The following is a 13,917-nucleotide window of genomic DNA, read 5'->3' as shown; positions in this document are numbered from 1 at the left end:
GAACGACCCCTGAGGACTGAGACACCTTGAGCGGATTTGTCACCAAGCCCGAGCCGGTCCAGGTGCCCGGCCTGGTCCACCTGCACACCGGCAAGGTGCGCGACCTCTACCGGACCGAGTCGGGCGAGCTGGTCATGGTCGCCAGCGACCGGATGTCCGCCCACGACTGGGTGCTGCCGAACGAGATCCCCGACAAGGGTCGCGTCCTCACCCAGCTGTCCCTGTGGTGGTTCGAGCGGATCGCCGACATCGTCCCCAACCACGTGATCTCCACCGAGGTCCCGTCCGGCGCCCCCGCCGACTGGAAGGGCCGCACGCTGATCTGCCGCAGCCTGGACATGGTCCCGGTCGAGGCGGTCGCCCGCGGCTACCTGGCCGGCTCCGGCCTGGCCGAGTACCAGGAGAACCGCACGGTCTGCGGCATCGCCCTGCCGGAGGGCCTGGAGAACAGCTCCGAGCTGCCCGCCCCGATCTACACCCCGGCGCTCAAGGCCGAGGTCGGCGAGCACGACGAGAACGTCTCCTACGAGGAGACCGCCCGCCGGATCGGCGCCGACCTGGCCGCCCAGCTGCGCCGCACCACCCTGGACGTCTACGGCCGGGCCCGGGACATCGCCCGCGACCGCGGCATCATCCTGGCCGACACCAAGTTCGAGTTCGGCCTGCTGGACGGCGAGCTGCTGATCGGCGACGAGGTGCTCACCCCGGACTCCTCCCGGTACTGGCCGGCCGACGAATGGCGGCCCGGCCGCTCGCAGCCGTCCTTCGACAAGCAGCTGATCCGCGACTGGCTGGTCTCCCCGGCCTCCGGCTGGGACCGCTACAGCGAGCAGCCGCCGCCGGAGCTGCCGGCCGAGGTGGTCGAGCAGACCCGCGCCAAGTACATCGAGGTGTACGAGCGGCTGACCGGCACCGCCTGGGCCTGACGCCCGGCCGCCCGCGAGCCGTGCCTGTGTTCGGACCTAGATCCAGCCGTGCTCGCGGGCGATCCGCACCGCCGCGTGCCGGTTCTCGGCGCCCAGCTTCCCGGCCGCCGAGGACAGGTAGTTGCGGACGGTGCCGGGGGACAGCGCCGCCCGTTCGGCGATCTCGGTGATCGAGGTGCCGTCGGCGGCCAGCTCCAGGACGTCCGTCTCGCGCGGGGTGAGCGGGGTCTCGCCCGCGCTGATCGCGTCCGCGGCCAGCTCCGGGTCCACGTACCGGCCGCCGGCCCGGACGGTCCGGATGATGCCGGCCAGGTCGGCCGCCGAGACGGTCTTCGGCAGGAAGCCGCGCACCCCGACCTCCAGCGCCCGCTTGAGGTAGCCGGGGCGGCCGTGGCCGGTGACGATCATGCAGCGGCAGTCCGGCAGCAGCCGGCGCAGTTCGGTGGCCACCTCGATGCCGTCCTTGCCGGGCATCTGGAGGTCCAGCACCGCGACGTCCGGGCGGTGGGCCTGTGCCATCGCCAGCGCCTCCGGGCCGGAGCTGGCCTCGGCGACCACGGTGATGTCCTCCTCCAGGGAGAGCAGCGCGGCCAGCGCGCCCCGGATCAGGTGCTCGTCGTCGGCGAGCAGGACGCGCACGGGTGCGGGGTCGGTCATCGGGCGGTCCTCCGTCGGTGGGTGCGGGTCAGAGCGGGACGGCGGCGAGCATCCGGAAGGTGCCCTGGGCGGCCTCGGGGATGGTGAGCTCGCCGTCGTGGGCGGCCAGCCGTTCGCGCAGGCCGCGCAGTCCGGTGCCGCCGCCCAGCGAGGGGAGCGGGACGGCGGGCACCCCGTCATTCTCCAGCTCCAGGACGGCGCGGCCGTCCTGGAGGTTCAGCCGGATCAGGCAGTGGGCGGCCTCGCTGTGCCGCAGCACGTTGGTGGTGGCCTCGCGGATCACCCAGCCGAGCACCGACTGGATCGGCGGCGGCAGTTGGTCGGCGTTCTCGCCGAGGTCGATCTCGCAGGCGACGTCGGCGCTGCGCAGCACCGCGCGGGCGCCGATCGCCTCGGCGTGCAGGTCGGCGGTGCGGTAGCCGCGGATGACGTCCCGGACCTCGCGTTGCGACTCCTGGGCGATCCGCTGCACCTCGGCCATCTGGTCGGCGGCCTCCGGGCGCCCGCGGCGGGCGAACTGGACGGCGAGTTCGCTCTTGAGCGCGATGGTGGTGAGGTTGCGGCCCATCACGTCGTGCAGGTCGCGGGAGAACCGCAGCCGCTCCTCGGCGACGGCCAGCCGGGACTGGGCCTCGCGGGCGGTCTCCAGCTCCCAGATGATCGCGGTCACCCAGGCGAAGCTGCGGCAGGTGCCGACGAGGAAGGTCAGGCTGATCGCCGCCCCGACCGCCAGTCCGGCCGTGGTGGCGGGGCTCATCCCGGCCAGCAGCATCGCCGGGGCGATCAGCAGGATCAGGCCGAGTCCGGCGGCGAAGACCTGGCGCAGGGGCAGGCCCACGCTGATCGGGCCGATGGCGGCGCACAGCATGGCGATGGCGATCGCCGCGGTGAACGGCGTCCCTCCGGGCTGCCCGGGTTCGGCGGAGGACGGGCCCAGCAGCAGGACGGCCCAGGAACCGGCGACCGAGAGTGCGCTGTTGACGATCAGCCAGCGCAGGTGCTCGGTGGGGCGGTGCAGGTAGTGGTCGAGCGAGGTGCGGAACGCCCGGAGGCAGAGCAGGGTGGAGGCGAGCGAGACGACCACGGTGACCCGGACGGCGTCGACCGACCGGTCGATGTTCGTGACGGAGGAGGCGCTGAGCACCAGGTTCACCGGAACGATGCACCAGGCCACCATGTAGAGCGACCAGCGGAAGTACAGCTCGGCGCGTTGGGGCTTGCCGAAGCCCTTCCATCTGCGGACCGGCCCCTGGACGGCCATCGAATCGCTCCCCGTTTCGATCAAGATCGTGTCGCTACCTTCATATCAGAGGCGGAACGGGGGTCTGACCTTCGCACTTCCGGAGAGGGTGCCCGCCGGGGGCGTCAGCGGCGCGACTCCCAGCGGAAGTAGCGCACCGCGCCCCAGACCGCCAGGCCGAGCCAGACGGCGCCGGTCACCAGGTGCGGGGCGGCGGTGGACCAGGTGCCGGCGAAGCCGGTGGCGGCGGCCGAGCCGTCGCTGCCGGTCCAGCCGATCCGGATCAGCTGGAAGGCCGGGGTGGTGGGCAGCAGGCGGCAGAAGTCGGCCAGCCCGGGGGGCATGATCTCCAGCGGGATGAGCAGGCCGGAGCCGAACTGGGAGACCAGCAGCACCGGGAGGGTGGTGATGCCGGCGGTCTCGACGGTCTTGGTGAAGGCGCTGGAGACGGCGGCCAGTGCGATGAAGACGGCGATGCTCAGGACCAGCCCGACGGCCAGCAGCAGCGGGTTCACCGGCGTGCTGAGCTTGAGAAGGGCGGCGGCGCCGACGCCGACCACGGCGCACATCATCAGGGCGACGCTCACCGAGGGCACCGCCGTGCCGGCCAGGATCTCGATGTCCCGGGCCTCGCCGGTGCGCAGCCGCTTGAGCACCAGCTCGTTGCGGCGGGCGACGTACGCGGCGGTCAGGTTGTAGTAGACGACGAAGGCGAGGACGCCGCCGATGGTGCCGGTGATCAGCAGCGTGTCGACGTCCAGTCCGGGGTGGGACTCGGCCTGCTGCTTGAGCATGTTGTGCCGGCCGGCGATCAGCAGCAGCGGTAGCAGCAGCGCGGTGAACAGGGCGGCCCGGTTGCGCAGCAGCAGGGTGGCCTCGGCGCGGCCGAGGGAGAGCAGCCGGCGGGCGGTGGTGCTCTGCGGGCCGGCGGCGGTCTTGGCGGCGGTGGCGGTGGTCATCGGGCGGATCCGATCAGGCGGCGGCGGGCGGTGCGGGCGGTGGGGGCGGCGGGCGACTGGGGCGGGGCCTGGTGGGCGGCCTCGGAGGCGATGGCGAGGAAGGCCTCCTCCAGTGAGGCGCTGCGGGCGTCCAGGGAGCCGAGCGCGATCCCGTGCTGCTGGGCCCAGCCGAGCAGTTCGAAGAGGGTGCGCTGGAGGCCGCCGGTCTGCACGGTGACCTTGCGGCCGTCGACGGTGATCTCGGCCCCGGTGAGGACCGGCAGCGCCGTCCCGGTGAACTCGGGGAGTTCGAAGCTGATCCGGGAGGGCCGGCCGGCGATCACCTCGGCGACGGTTCCGGTGGTGACGACCCGGCCGCCGTGCATGATGGCCAGCCGGTCGGCGAGCTCCTCGGCCTCCTCCAGGTAGTGCGTGGTGAGCAGCACGGTGGTGCCCTGGGCGCGCAGTTCGCGGACCAGCCGCCAGACGGCGGCGCGCGCCTCGGGGTCGAGGCCGGTGCTGGGCTCGTCCAGGAAGAGCACCTCGGGGCGGCCGAGCAGGGCCATCGCGAGGTCGAGCCGGCGCCGCTCGCCGCCGGACAGCTGCTTGACCCGGACGTCGCGGCGGTGGCCGAGGCCGACCAGCTCCAGGGCCTCGTCGACCGGGCGGGCGCCGCTGGTCATGCCGGCCCAGCTGCGGCCGGTCTCGGCGATGGTGAGGTCGCCGGGGAAGCCGCCCTCCTGGAGCATGATGCCGATCCGCGGGCGGACGGCGGCGCGCTCCCGGTGGGGGTCGTGGCCGAGCACCCGGACGGTGCCGCCGGTGGGGGCGGCCAGGCCCTCGATGAGCTCCATGGCGGAGGTCTTGCCCGCCCCGTTGGTGCCGAGCAGGGCGAACAGCTCACCGCGGCCGACGGTCAGGTCGACGCCGCGGACGGCGTGGTAGCCGGTGGTGCCGGTGCCGTAGTGGCGGTGCAGGTCGGTGACCTCGATCACGCTGTCGCCGGGGCGGAGGGGCTGGCTCGTTTCCATGGCTCAAGCCTTCCGCCTCCCCGGCCGGGCGGGCAGTGCGCGCCGTCATGAGCCGGCGGTGGAGATCCACGGGTCGGCGATGACAAATGTCATGGGCCGGGATCGGCGTGGAACGGGAATGCCGAAAGGCCCCCTCGATCGAGGGAGCCTTTCGTTCTGGAGCGGACGACGAGATTCGAACTCGCGACCCTCACCTTGGCAAGGTGATGCTCTACCAACTGAGCCACGTCCGCAGGTCTTACTATGGAGTTGTGCTGTGCTCGCGCACTGCGAGCGGACGACGAGATTCGAACTCGCGACCCTCACCTTGGCAAGGTGATGCTCTACCAACTGAGCCACGTCCGCACGGTGCCTGGTGGGGCACCCGCCGCCTCTCCGGATCTCTCCGTTGCGGCGACGAGGATTACTCTACAGCATCGTTCGGGGTGGTCGCCCCACCCTTTCGGTCCAGGCGGGCGGGGCGACCGGGGTGCCCGGGGCGGTCAGTTCGCCTCGGCGAACTGCTCGTACACGTGCTTGGGGATGCGTCCGCGGGCCGGCAGCTCCATGCCGCGCGACAGGGCCCAGGCGCGCACCGCGGCCGGGTCCGGGGTGAGCGCGGTGCGGCGGAAGGACTTTCCGGTGCGGCTCTGGCGGCGGCCGGCCGCGACGAACGGAGCGAGGGCCTCCCGCAGCTTTTCCGCGTTGTCCACGGACAGGTCGATCTCGTACGACTTCCCGTCGACGCCGAAGTGGACGGTTTCCGCCGCGGCGCCGCCGTCCAGGTCGTCGGAGAGCGTGACAACTACACGCTGAGCCATGGGTGTCAATCCTCTCGGGCAATTCGGCCGCCGGTCCGCGGGGTGCGTCCGGGGGCCTGATGTGCACCCACTCGCGCAAGCGCATACGGGCAGGCCTGGTGGCCCGCCGGATACGCAGCACTTGCCGCGACAGGTGGCCCTATTCTGCACCCGAAGGGGGTCGAAATCGAAGAGTCCGGCATTCTTTTCCGGATATTCACGTGTCTTCGCCGGAGTGCCGGATACCGGAGTGCGGGACGGGTCGATCTGTCCCGGAGTGCCGTATTCGGGTGTTCTTCGGGTGTTCTCGTTCCGGGGGTCGAATCCGTGGAAACCGCGCGGCCCCGCCGGGGGTTCACGGGCTTGGATCCCTTGCCGCGTAAGGGTCTCGAGTCTACGCGCGTCGCCTGCCCCGGCCAGCAATCCCGCCCGAAACCCCCGGTAGTCTGGAGTTCCCCCGCCTCACCGAAGACACCACCGGGAGTGCCAGTGGCACGCGTCGTAGTCGACGTCATGCTCAAGCCGGAGATCCTCGACCCCCAGGGCCAGGCGGTGCAGCGTGCACTGCCCCGTCTCGGATTCACCGGGATCGCCGACGTCCGCCAGGGCAAGCGTTTCGAGCTGGAAGTGGAGGGCCCGGTCGACGACGCCGCGCTCGCCCGTATCCGCGAAGCCGCCGAGACCTTTCTCGCCAACACCGTGATCGAGGACTTCACCGTCCGCGTCGAGGAGGCGGCGAAGTGACCACCCGCGTCGGCGTCGTCACTTTCCCCGGCTCCCTCGACGACCGTGACGCCCAGCGCGCGGTCCGCCTGGCCGGCGCCGAGCCGGTCGCGCTCTGGCACCGTGACAAGGATCTCCACCAGGTCGACGCCGTCGTCCTGCCGGGCGGATTCAGTTACGGCGACTATCTGCGCTGCGGCGCGATCTCCCGCTTCTCGCCCGTGATGGACGCCGTCATCGAGCAGGCGAAGCTGGGAATGCCGGTCCTCGGTATCTGCAACGGCTTCCAGGTGCTCTGCGAATCGCACCTGCTGCCCGGCGCGCTCACCCGCAACGACTCGCTGCACTTCGTCTGCCGCGACCAGAAGCTGCGCATCGAGAACACCGGTACCGCCTGGACCCGGGATTACTCGGCGGGCCAGGAAATCGTCGTTCCGCTGAAGAACGGCGAGGGCCGGTTCGTCGCCGAGGAGCGCGTCCTGGACCAACTGGAGGCGGAGGGCCGGGTGGTGGCCCGTTACGTGGCCCGCGGCGATGCCGCTGACGGATGCGGTAACCCGAACGGTTCGTACCGCGACATCGCCGGCATCACCAACGCCGCCGGCAATGTCGTCGGCCTGATGCCGCACCCGGAGCACGCCGTGGAGCCGCTCACCGGTCCGACCGTCGAGGGCCTGGGCTTCTTCACTTCCGTCCTGAAGCAGCTGGTGAACGCCTGATGAGCCTCGACACCGTCAAGAACGCCGAGCAGACCCCGGACGTCGCCCAGCCCTGGGCCGAACTCGGGCTCAAGGAGGACGAGTACGCGCGCATCCGCGAGATTCTCGGCCGCCGCCCGACCGGCGCCGAACTCGCGATGTACTCGGTCATGTGGTCGGAGCACTGTTCGTACAAGAGCAGCAAGGTCCACCTGAAGCAGTTCGGCGACAAGAAGCCCGACTCGGACGCGATGCTCGTCGGCATCGGCGAGAACGCCGGTGTGGTCGACGTCGGCCAGGGCTACGCCGTGACCTTCAAGGTCGAGTCGCACAACCACCCGTCGTACATCGAGCCCTACCAGGGCGCGGCCACCGGCATCGGCGGCATCGTGCGCGACATCCTGGCGATGGGCGCCCGCCCGGTCGCCGTGATGGACCCGCTGCGGTTCGGCGCGGCCGACCACCCGGACACCCGGCGCGTGCTGCCCGGGATCGTCGCGGGCATCGGCGGCTACGGCAACTGCCTGGGCCTGCCGAACATCGGCGGCGAGGTCGTCTTCGACTCCTGCTACCAGGGCAACCCGCTGGTCAACGCGCTGTGCGTGGGCGTCATGAAGCACGAGGACATCCACCTCGCGCAGGCCTCCGGCGCCGGCAACAAGGTCATCCTGTACGGAGCCCGCACCGGCGGCGACGGCATCGGCGGCGTCTCCGTGCTCGCCTCCGAGACCTTCGACGACACCAAGCCGACCAAGCGTCCGGCCGTCCAGGTCGGCGACCCGTTCCAGGAGAAGCTCCTGATCGAGTGCACCCTGGAGATCTTCCGGGAGAAGCTCGTCAAGGGCATCCAGGACCTGGGCGGCGCGGGCCTGTCCTGCGCGACCTCGGAGCTGGCGAGCGCCGGCTCCGGCGGCATGCGGGTCGAGCTGGACACCGTGCCGCTGCGCGACAACACGCTCTCGCCCGAGGAGATCCTCATGAGCGAGTCGCAGGAGCGCATGTGCGCCATCGTCGAGCCCGGCAAGGTCGACCGCTTCCTGGAGATCTGCGAGAAGTGGGACGTCATCGCCACCGTCATCGGTGAGGTGACCGACGGCGAGCGCCTGGAGATCTTCTGGCACGGCGAACTCGTCGTCGACGTGCCGCCGCGCACCGTCGCCCACGAGGGCCCGACCTACCAGCGCCCGTACGCCCGCCCGAGCTGGCAGGACGCGCTGCAGGCCGACGCCCCCACCGGCGAGCGGCTGGCCCGCCCGACCACCGGCGAGGGCCTCAAGGCCGACCTGCTGAAGGTCGCCGGCTCCCCGAACCAGGCCTCCAAGTCCTGGATCACCGACCAGTACGACCGCTACGTGCTCGGCAACACCGTGCTCTCGGTCGGCGAGGACTCGGGCATGATCCGGATCGACGAGGAGACCAACCTCGGCGTCTCGGTCGCCACCGACGGCAACGGCCGCTACACCAAGCTGGACCCGTACACCGGCGCCCAGCTGGCCCTCGCCGAGGCCTACCGCAACGTCGCGGCCGGCGGCGCCAAGCCGCTCGCGATCTCCGACTGCCTCAACTTCGGCTCCCCCGAGGACCCGGACGTGATGTGGCAGTTCGCCGAGGCCACCCGCGGCCTGGCCGACGCCTGCCTGGTGCTCGGCACCCCGGTCACCGGCGGCAACGTCTCGCTGTACAACCAGACCGGCGAGGTCGCCATCCACCCGACCCCGGTGGTCGCGGTGCTCGGCGTCATCGACGACGTCACCCGGCGCACCCCGGTCGCCTTCGCCGAGGAGGGGCAGCTGCTCTACCTGCTCGGCGACACCGCGGACGAGCTCGGCGGCTCGGCCTGGTCGCAGGTGGTCCACGACCACCTCGGCGGTCTGCCGCCCAAGGTCGACCTGGAGCGCGAGCGGCTGCTCGGCGACATCCTGATCGCCGCCTCGCGCGACGGCATGATCGACGCCGCGCACGACCTCTCCGACGGCGGCCTCGGCCAGGCGCTCGTGGAGAGCTGCCTCAAGGGCGGCCACGGCGCGCGGATCATCGTGCCCGAGGGCGCGGACCCGTTCGTGTTCCTGTTCTCCGAGTCGGCCGGCCGCGCTGTCGTGGCGGTGCCGCGCAGCGAGGAGCTCCGGTTCAACGACATGTGCACCGCGCGCGGCCTGCCGGCCACCCGCATCGGTGTCGTGGACGGCGAATCCCTGGACGTCCAGGGCCAGTTCACCGTCTCGCTGGCCGAGCTGAAGGACGCCCACACCGGCGTCATCGAGGCTCTGCTCGCCTGACCCGCGCGGTTCGAGGGGCGGACGGTCCGACGGGGCCGTCCGCCCCTCGGCGTGTGCGGGGCTGTCCGCCCCTCGGCGTATGTTGGGGGCCATGCCCCCCAAGCCCCGTACCTACCAGCCGCAGAAGGTGCGCACCGCGCTCGCGGCGCAGACCGGCGCGCTGCGCGACGCCGTCCGGCAGCTGTGTGAACGCCCGGACGCCGAGCAGTGGTTGGCCCGGCCGACCAGGCTGGGGGAGTGGACGGTCCGCGAGCTGATCGCGCACCTCGCCGTCCAGCTCGACTTCGTCCCCGAGCACCTCGACGATCCGCTGGAGGGGCGGGCACCGTTGGACCTGTCGGGGTGGGTGGCCGCGGTCGGCACGGTCGCGCCGCTGCTCGACGAGCAGGCCCGGGCGAGGGCCGCGGGTGACTTCGGCGGGGACGCGGCCTTGGTGGCGCAGGCCTTCAGCCGGGCGGCGGACGCGCTGACCGGTCTGCTGGACCGGCCCGAAGCCGCCGACCCGGTACGGCGGTTCGAGATCCGGCTGGGCTCGATGACACTCGCCGACATGCTGGTGACCAGGCTGGTGGAGACCGTCGTGCACGCCGACGACCTGGCCGCCGCGCTCGGCCTCGACGGCTTCCCGCACGACCGCCAGGCCGTCGCCGCCGTCACCCGGCTGCTGGCCGACGCCTTCGCCGACCGCGCGCCGGGCGGCGCGGTCGAGCTGCGGATCCCGCCGTACGCCGTCGTGCAGGCCGTCGAGGGCCCCCGGCACACCCGGGGCACCCCGCCGAACGTGGTCGAGACCGACCCGCTGACCTGGATCCGGCTGGCCACCGGCCGGGCCGACTGGGCCGCCGCGGTGGACGCGGCGGCGGTCTCCGCCTCCGGCGAGCGCAGCGACCTGCGGGAGTACCTGCCGGTGCTCGGGTAGCCGCGCTTCGGGGGGCGTCCTACGGCACCGACGGCCCGCTGAGGTAGGTGCCGTTCTCCGAGTACGGCCAGGCGTTGGGCTCGCAGCCCTTGAGTCCGTAGATCTGCTGCATCATCGCGGGCGCCGGCTTGCCCGGGCCGGGGCAGGTCTCGTGCCCGTGGCCTATCCGGTGGCCGACCTCGTGGTTGATGATCAGCGCCCGGTACTCGTCGAGCGGGCCGCTGAACTGCGGTGAACCGGTGTTCCAGCGCTTGGAGTTGACGAGCACCTGGTTGCCGACGTTGCAGTTCACCTCGCCGTGGGTGTCCAGGCCGGAGGCGCCGCAGATCCGGTCCACGGTGGCCGGCGAGGCGATCTTCACGGTGAAGTCGTACCCGCCGCCGGCGACCAGCTGGAAGCCGTTCTTGCGGTCGTTGGTCCAGCCGCGCCTGTCGCCGAGGAAGCCGTGGATCTGGGCGGCGGCGCCGCCGGCGTCGATGCCTATGCCGTCCTCGACCTCCACCCGGTAGCGGCGCACGGTGCCGCGTCCGACCGGCTGGGCGGTGGCGGCGGCGATGCTGAAGGTGCCCGCGCCCTTGGCCGGGCCGGGGTCGGGCGTGGTGGGCGTGGTGGGGGTGGGTGTCGAGGACGGGGCGGGGGGCTCGCTCGGGGTGTCGGTCGGCGTCGGGGTCGGCGTCGGGCCGGCGGGCGAGGGAGCCTGATCGGTCGGCGGGGCGATCCGCGCCTGGGCGGTCGGCCCGCCGTCGGGCGCGTCGGAGGAGCGGGTCAGCACGACCGCCGTACCGCCCAGCACCGCCACCGCCGTGACCAGCGCCGCGAGCATGCCGGGCCCGAGCCGGCGCGGCGGCCGTCGGCGTCGGCGGCCGCGGGCACTGCCGCTCCTGGCGGCGGATCTGGCTGCGGGCATGATCGACACCCTGACATGGCGAACGGGTGAATGTCCACATACCGGGTATGCAGGCGCCCGGCGGCCGCCGCCGATCCCGGGACGGCGGTTGACCCTGGCGTCCCGGATGGCAGACTGCCTGCATGGCGATTCACCGGAATCTTCTCGACGGCCCCGATCCGACCCTTCTCCCGGAGGACGAGCAGCCCTACCGCATGCTGGCGGAGGAATCGGCCTCACCCACCCAGGTGGCCGCCGACTTCCCGACCTTCTGCCTCGCCTGGGCGATGCTCGCCGACGACGCCTACGCGGCCGGCCGCTACGTCGAGTCCTACGCCTACGCCCGCACCGGCTACCACCGCGGCCTGGACGCGCTGCGCCGCAACGGCTGGAAGGGCCACGGCCCCGTGCCGTGGGAGCACCGCGGCAACCGCGGCTTCCTGCGCTGCCTGGCCGGGCTCGCACGGGCGGCCGGCGCGATCAAGGAGACCGAGGAGGAGGCCCGCTGCTGGCAGTTCCTGAAGGACAGCAGCGCGGAGGCGTACGCGGAGCTGAAGCAGTAGACCCGCACGGCTGCTGAGGCAGCAGACCCACACACGGGTGCGCCCCCCGGTGAAGTCCACCGGGGGGCGCACCCGCGTTCACGCCGTGGCCGGGCTCAGCCCGGCCGCCGGGCTCACTTCAGACGGTTGCCGGCCGAGCGCAGCTGCTGGGCGGCCTCCAGCACACGGGCGGCCATGCCCGCCTCGGCGAGCTTGCCCCAGGTGCGCGGGTCGTAGGTGTTCTTCTTGCCGACCTCGCCGTCGACCTTCAGCACACCGTCGTAGTTGCGGAACATGTGGTCCACGACCGGGCGGGTGAAGGCGTACTGGGTGTCGGTGTCCAGGTTCATCTTCACGACGCCGTTCTCCAGCGCGGTGGCGATCTCCGCCGCGGTCGAGCCGGAACCGCCGTGGAAGACGAAGTCGAACGGGTCGGTCTTGCCGTACTGCTTGCCGATCGCGTCCTGCAGCTCGCGCAGCAGCTCCGGCTTCAGCACGACGTTGCCCGGCTTGTAGACGCCGTGCACGTTGCCGAACGAGGCGGCCAGCAGGTAGCGGCCCTTCTCGCCCAGGCCCAGCGCCTCGGCGGTGCGCACGGCGTCGTTGACAGTGGTGTACAGCTCGTCGTTGATCTCGTGGGTGACGCCGTCCTCCTCGCCGCCGGTCGGGGTGATCTCGACCTCAAGGATGATCTTGGCGGCGGCGGCCTGGGCCAGCAGCTCCTGGGCGATCGCCAGGTTGTCGGCGAGGGTCTCGGCCGAGCCGTCCCACATGTGCGACTGGAACAGCGGGTTCTGGCCCTTGGCCACGCGCTCGGCGGAGACCGCCAGCAGCGGGCGGACGTAGCCGTCCAGCTTGTCCTTCGGGCAGTGGTCGGTGTGCAGTGCGACGGTGATGTCGTACTTGGCGGCGACGATGTGCGCGAACTCGGCCAGCGCCACGGCGCCGGTCACCATGTCCTTGTTGTGCTGGCCGCCCAGGAACTCCGCGCCACCGGTCGAGATCTGGATGATGCCGTCGCTCTCGGCCTCGGCGAAACCACGCAGTGCGGCGTGCAGGGTCTGCGACGAGGTGACGTTGATGGCCGGGTAGGCGAACTTGCCCGCCTTGGCCCGGTCCAGCATCTCGTTGTAGACCTCGGGAGTTGCGATGGGCATGCGATCCGCTCCTGTCGGGTTGCGGCGTACGGACGGTGCTGTCCGACGCTGTGTACGCCTTCGGTACGACTCCGTGCCGGCCGCCGACGCGCGGCGCTGCGGTGTGGCTCTCCGGCACCAAGGTTCGAGCGACCTCCGCGGTACGGCAATGAGGGTGGTGTGCCGCTGCGGACCGGACGCCCGTGCCATCCTCCCAGACTCGTGCCCGCAGGTCAGCAGGAGCCCGCCAGTCGGACCGTCGCCGCCGCCGACGCGGACGGCCCGCTCCTGCGACGTTCGGCGGACACCGGATACACCTGCCGGGCGAAGCCTCCGTACAGGACGGCCCGCTATCCTGCGGCCGTGGACTACAACCAGCTGGCCGTCAACCTGCTCGACGCCAAATCACTGATCTCGTCCCTCGGCGCCATCGGGCTGATCGCGATCATCTTCGCGGAGACCGGCCTGCTGGTCGGCTTCTTCTTCCCGGGTGACTCACTGCTGATCATCGCCGGCGTCGCGGCGTCGAACGCCGCCTCGTCGGTGCTCGGCGACGGCGCCAAGCTGCCGATCGCCGTCCTGCTCGTCGGTGCCCCGGTGGCCGCGGTCGCGGGGGCCCAGCTCGGGCACCTGATCGGGGTCAAGGTCGGGCCGAAGATGTTCGACAAGCCCGAGTCGAAGATCTTCCGCCGCGAGTACGTGATGAAGGCGGAGGAGTACTTCAACAAGTTCGGGCCCGGCAAGGCCGTGGTGCTGGCCCGCTTCATGCCGATCGTCCGGACCTTCCTCAACCCGGTCGCGGGCACCCTGGAGATGCCCGCCCGGACGTTCTTCCTGTGGAACGTCATCGGCGGCGTGCTCTGGACCGAGTCCATGCTGCTGATCGGCTACTTCTTCGGCGACGCGCTCGCCCCGGTGATCGACAAGTACCTGATCCCGGCGGTGCTGCTGATCGTCCTGCTCTCGATCTCGCCGATCCTGATCGAGGTCCTGCGCGAGCGCAAGAAGCGGAAGGCCGGCGGCGCCGTGGAGAGCGCCGAGGCCGACGCCGTGCAGAGCGGCGGCCGCCACCGGCGCGGCTGAGCACCGGGGCTTCGCGCACGACACGCGAAGGGGCCGGGTCCCGTCTCACGTTTCACGTGAAACAGGACCCGGCCCCTCGTGCT

14 protein-coding genes and 2 tRNA genes are annotated in these 13,917 nt (G+C 71.8%); 7 read left to right on the top strand and 9 right to left on the bottom strand.

The window, feature by feature from the left end; translation table 11 throughout:
• Positions 1–26 precede the first annotated feature (26 nt).
• Positions 27–926, top strand: a complete 900-nt coding sequence (locus tag ACIP37_RS02380; protein ID WP_400804231.1) for a phosphoribosylaminoimidazolesuccinocarboxamide synthase — start codon at positions 27–29, stop codon at positions 924–926.
• 36 nt (positions 927–962) lie between these two features.
• Here ACIP37_RS02380 and ACIP37_RS02375 read toward each other — a convergent pair whose 3' ends face one another.
• The 7 genes from ACIP37_RS02375 to ACIP37_RS02345 all read right to left on the bottom strand — a co-directional run bounded on the left by ACIP37_RS02375 (position 963) and on the right by ACIP37_RS02345 (position 5,592).
• Positions 963–1,583 carry a response regulator gene (locus tag ACIP37_RS02375; protein ID WP_400804229.1) on the bottom strand — a complete coding sequence of 207 codons (621 nt, stop codon included), beginning with the start codon at positions 1,581–1,583 and terminating at the stop codon, positions 963–965.
• A gap of 28 nt (positions 1,584–1,611) precedes the next feature.
• Positions 1,612–2,844, bottom strand: a complete 1,233-nt coding sequence (locus tag ACIP37_RS02370) for a histidine kinase (RefSeq protein ID WP_363579830.1) — start codon at positions 2,842–2,844, stop codon at positions 1,612–1,614.
• A 104-nt stretch (positions 2,845–2,948) separates the two neighbouring features.
• Entirely contained in the window at positions 2,949–3,782 is an 834-nt protein-coding gene (locus ACIP37_RS02365; RefSeq protein WP_400804226.1) for an ABC transporter permease, read from the bottom strand.
• On the bottom strand, positions 3,779–4,792 hold the full coding sequence (locus ACIP37_RS02360) for an ABC transporter ATP-binding protein (protein WP_400804223.1): 1,014 nt from the start codon (positions 4,790–4,792) through the stop codon (positions 3,779–3,781). Before ACIP37_RS02360 ends, ACIP37_RS02365 begins: the two co-directional genes overlap by 4 nt.
• 157 nt (positions 4,793–4,949) lie before the next feature.
• Positions 4,950–5,025: transfer RNA gene (locus ACIP37_RS02355), tRNA-Gly, on the bottom strand.
• A 39-nt stretch (positions 5,026–5,064) separates the two neighbouring features.
• Positions 5,065–5,137 (bottom strand) — tRNA-Gly (locus ACIP37_RS02350).
• 137 nt (positions 5,138–5,274) lie between these two features.
• Entirely contained in the window at positions 5,275–5,592 is a 318-nt protein-coding gene (locus ACIP37_RS02345) for an Lsr2 family protein (protein ID WP_063348519.1), read from the bottom strand.
• A gap of 468 nt (positions 5,593–6,060) precedes the next feature.
• On the opposite strand from ACIP37_RS02345, the gene purS reads away from it, so the two are divergent.
• From purS to ACIP37_RS02325, 4 genes are all read left to right on the top strand, one after another.
• Positions 6,061–6,315, top strand: coding sequence for a phosphoribosylformylglycinamidine synthase subunit PurS (purS, locus tag ACIP37_RS02340; RefSeq protein WP_045692676.1), 255 nt, complete (start codon positions 6,061–6,063; stop codon positions 6,313–6,315).
• Complete coding sequence (purQ, locus tag ACIP37_RS02335) at positions 6,312–7,013, top strand: phosphoribosylformylglycinamidine synthase subunit PurQ (RefSeq protein WP_400804220.1); 702 nt, start codon at positions 6,312–6,314, stop codon at positions 7,011–7,013. The genes purS and purQ overlap by 4 nt, the downstream gene beginning before the upstream one ends.
• Positions 7,013–9,268 (top strand): phosphoribosylformylglycinamidine synthase subunit PurL, encoded by a 2,256-nt coding sequence (purL, locus tag ACIP37_RS02330; RefSeq protein WP_363579826.1) that lies wholly within the window; start codon positions 7,013–7,015, stop codon positions 9,266–9,268. Before purQ ends, purL begins: the two co-directional genes overlap by 1 nt.
• Before the next feature lie 91 nt (positions 9,269–9,359).
• Positions 9,360–10,187 carry a sterol carrier family protein gene (locus ACIP37_RS02325; protein WP_400804217.1) on the top strand — a complete coding sequence of 276 codons (828 nt, stop codon included), beginning with the start codon at positions 9,360–9,362 and terminating at the stop codon, positions 10,185–10,187.
• 19 nt (positions 10,188–10,206) lie between these two features.
• On the opposite strand, the gene ACIP37_RS02320 is transcribed toward ACIP37_RS02325, so the two are convergent.
• A complete protein-coding gene (locus ACIP37_RS02320) occupies positions 10,207–11,094 on the bottom strand; it encodes a DUF3152 domain-containing protein (RefSeq protein ID WP_400804215.1) in 888 nt (295 codons plus the stop codon).
• Between the two features lie 122 nt (positions 11,095–11,216).
• On the opposite strand from ACIP37_RS02320, the gene ACIP37_RS02315 reads away from it, so the two are divergent.
• A complete protein-coding gene (locus ACIP37_RS02315) occupies positions 11,217–11,636 on the top strand; it encodes a DUF3151 domain-containing protein (RefSeq protein ID WP_350876615.1) in 420 nt (139 codons plus the stop codon).
• A gap of 113 nt (positions 11,637–11,749) precedes the next feature.
• Here the strand turns inward: ACIP37_RS02315 and fbaA are convergent, their stop codons facing one another.
• Entirely contained in the window at positions 11,750–12,772 is a 1,023-nt protein-coding gene (gene fbaA / locus ACIP37_RS02310) for a class II fructose-bisphosphate aldolase (protein WP_063348525.1), read from the bottom strand.
• A gap of 342 nt (positions 12,773–13,114) precedes the next feature.
• Here fbaA and ACIP37_RS02305 point away from each other — a divergent pair, with 342 nt between their 5' ends.
• Positions 13,115–13,834, top strand: coding sequence for a VTT domain-containing protein (locus ACIP37_RS02305; RefSeq protein WP_363619441.1), 720 nt, complete (start codon positions 13,115–13,117; stop codon positions 13,832–13,834).
• The last annotated feature ends 83 nt before the right edge of the window (positions 13,835–13,917 follow it).

The organism is Kitasatospora sp. NPDC088861, assembly GCF_044750105.1.
Classification (GTDB): domain Bacteria; phylum Actinomycetota; class Actinomycetes; order Streptomycetales; family Streptomycetaceae; genus Kitasatospora.
The sequence above is the reverse complement of the archived record's forward strand: the minus strand, read 5'-3'. Positions and strand labels throughout refer to the sequence as shown.

What these genes read in the sequence shown, in the direction of transcription:
- ACIP37_RS02375 (WP_400804229.1), bottom strand. Translation starts at nt 1,583, where the DNA reads ATGACCGACCCCGCACCCGTGCGCGTCCTGCTCGCCGACGACGAGCAC.
- ACIP37_RS02370 (WP_363579830.1), bottom strand. Translation starts at nt 2,844, where the DNA reads ATGGCCGTCCAGGGGCCGGTCCGCAGATGGAAGGGCTTCGGCAAGCCC.
- ACIP37_RS02365 (WP_400804226.1), bottom strand. Translation starts at nt 3,782, where the DNA reads ATGACCACCGCCACCGCCGCCAAGACCGCCGCCGGCCCGCAGAGCACC.
- ACIP37_RS02360 (WP_400804223.1), bottom strand. Translation starts at nt 4,792, where the DNA reads ATGGAAACGAGCCAGCCCCTCCGCCCCGGCGACAGCGTGATCGAGGTC.
- ACIP37_RS02345 (WP_063348519.1), bottom strand. Translation starts at nt 5,592, where the DNA reads ATGGCTCAGCGTGTAGTTGTCACGCTCTCCGACGACCTGGACGGCGGC.
- purL (WP_363579826.1), top strand. Translation starts at nt 7,013, where the DNA reads ATGAGCCTCGACACCGTCAAGAACGCCGAGCAGACCCCGGACGTCGCC.
- ACIP37_RS02325 (WP_400804217.1), top strand. Translation starts at nt 9,360, where the DNA reads ATGCCCCCCAAGCCCCGTACCTACCAGCCGCAGAAGGTGCGCACCGCG.
- ACIP37_RS02320 (WP_400804215.1), bottom strand. Translation starts at nt 11,094, where the DNA reads ATGCCCGCAGCCAGATCCGCCGCCAGGAGCGGCAGTGCCCGCGGCCGC.
- ACIP37_RS02315 (WP_350876615.1), top strand. Translation starts at nt 11,217, where the DNA reads ATGGCGATTCACCGGAATCTTCTCGACGGCCCCGATCCGACCCTTCTC.
- fbaA (WP_063348525.1), bottom strand. Translation starts at nt 12,772, where the DNA reads ATGCCCATCGCAACTCCCGAGGTCTACAACGAGATGCTGGACCGGGCC.